The 2,077-nt window shown below is 59.6% G+C and carries 2 protein-coding genes; both read left to right on the top strand.

Annotation, left to right across the window (positions count from 1 at the left end; all coding sequences use genetic code 11):
- Positions 1 to 465 precede the first annotated feature (465 nt).
- Positions 466 to 1,608 carry an RNA ligase RtcB family protein gene (locus V7M64_RS21695; protein ID WP_333682200.1) on the top strand — a complete coding sequence of 381 codons (1,143 nt, stop codon included), beginning with the start codon at positions 466 to 468 and terminating at the stop codon, positions 1,606 to 1,608.
- On the top strand, positions 1,608 to 2,077 hold a 470-nt coding region (gene prfH / locus V7M64_RS21690), incomplete at its 3' end, for a peptide chain release factor H (protein ID WP_333682199.1). The genes V7M64_RS21695 and prfH, both read left to right, overlap by 1 nt.

The following is a 2,077-nucleotide window of genomic DNA, read 5'->3' as shown; positions in this document are numbered from 1 at the left end:
GCTCGACAAGAAAATCGATACCGTTGCCGCAGCGCTCGACAAGAAGATCGACACCGTTGCCGCGGCGCTCAACAACAAACTCGATCTGGTGTTGGAGCTTATGGCAACGCGCGCTTGAATCACCGGGACATGCTTGCCTACGCAAGGCTGTGCGTCGTCATAACGCCACAGCCTGCGGCGGCGATGTGTTCCGTGATCATGTACGCCGTGGTAGAGTCGCCACTCCCACCAACCCACCGCCAAAAGGAGATGACAACATGACTGCACAACTGCGCTTCTCCCGCCGCGGGTCGTAGTTCGGGTTCATCGCGTCTATCGCATTCTTCAGTGTTCTGCCATCGTGGCAGATGGTCAATTTGACTATTTCCGACTGAAGGTATCCCGGTTCTTCTGTTTCGAGCAGCGCATTTGCGTTGTGTCCGAACTTCTGCCCGCCGTTCTTCATTCTTCTGAACGGAAATACTCATGGGCAATCCCCTTCAAACGCTGGCGGATGGCGTCATCTTGTGCGCGTCCGCCGAAACCTGGATCGAAGGCGAAGCGATCCAACAACTGAAACAAACTGCGACGCTGCCTGGCATGTTGCGCGTGGCCGGTATGCCTGATCTGCATCCGGGCCGTGGCTATCCGGTCGGCGCGGTGTTCTTCTCTCAAGACTGGCTGTATCCGGCCCTGATCGGCGGTGATATCGGCTGTGGCATGAGTCTGTGGCAAACCAACCTCGACGTACAACGCAATAGTGCGTCAAAGATGACGAAACATCTCGGATCAATCGACGGGCCGCTCGACGAAAGTTGGCATTCGCTGATTGTGGACTTCGGGTTGCAGGACCATGCCTTTGCATCGGCGCTTGGGACTATCGGCTCTGGCAACCACTTTGCGGAACTGCAGCGTATAGATGAAGTATTCGCGCCTGATGCGGTCCGTGACATGGGACTCGACACGGCTCGGCTGCAGCTTTTGGTGCATAGCGGTTCACGTGGATTCGGTCAGTCGATTCTTCAATCGCACGTACGCACGCATGGCCACAACGGACTGCAAGTCGACAGCCCGGAGTGCCGTTCCTACTTGGAGCGCCATGCCGAGGCGCTGAAGTTCGCCGTGGCTAATCGCCAACTGATTGCGCAACGCATGCTTGCCCGCCTACGCGGCGATGGGCGGTGCCTGCTGGACGTCAACCATAACCTGCTGTGCGAGGCGTTGGTTGATGGACTGTCAGGCTGGTTACATCGCAAGGGTGCAACGCCGACCGATCTGGGGGCGGTGGTGATTCCGGGTTCGCGTGGTGACTACAGCTATCTGGTGCAGCCCGTCCCGGAGTTATCGTCGGCGACGCTGCATTCACTGGCTCACGGTGCCGGTCGAAAATGGGCGCGCGGCGATTGCAAGAGTCGCCTCGCACATCGTTTCTCACTTGCGGACCTGGCGCGCACGCCGCTTGGCAATCGCGTGATCTGCGAGGACCGCGAGCTGCTGTACGAGGAGGCACCGCAAGCGTACAAGCCAGTCGAAAGCGTTGTGAAGGCGCTGGAAGCTGCTGGCGTGATCCGACGATTGGCGCGGCTTGCGCCAGTGCTCACTTACAAGACGGCGGGAGGCTGCTGCTGATGATCATGTTGCAAATATCTTCGGCGCAGGGGCCGGTGGAATGCCAGCTGGCAGTCAGCAAGGCACTGAGGCGCCTTGAGAACGAGGCCGGTAACCATGCCGTTACCGTCGAGTTGCTCGAACAGGAGGACGGGGAGCGCGGCGGCACGCTGCGATCTGTCTTGCTGGAGTTGCGCGGCGACGCTGCCGATGTTCTCGCCAGAAGCTGGATTGGCACCGTGCAATGGATTTGCGAAAGTCCGTACCGTCCGGGTCATCGGCGCAAGAACTGGTTCATCGGCGTGGAGCGGTGCGAGGCCGTGGACACGATGACGGATGGCGAAATTCGCTTCGAGGCGATGCGGGCGAGAGGACCGGGCGGTCAGCATGTGAACAAGACCAGCTCGGCCATCCGCGCAACGCATATTGCTACTGGCGTCTCGGTGCGCGTGGAAAGTGAGCGAAGCCAGCACGCCAATCGCAATCTTGC

It is taken from the genome of Dyella sp. (assembly GCF_036746095.1).
Taxonomy (GTDB): Bacteria; Pseudomonadota; Gammaproteobacteria; order Xanthomonadales; family Rhodanobacteraceae; genus Dyella_B.
The sequence above is the reverse complement of the archived record's forward strand: the minus strand, read 5'-3'. Positions and strand labels throughout refer to the sequence as shown.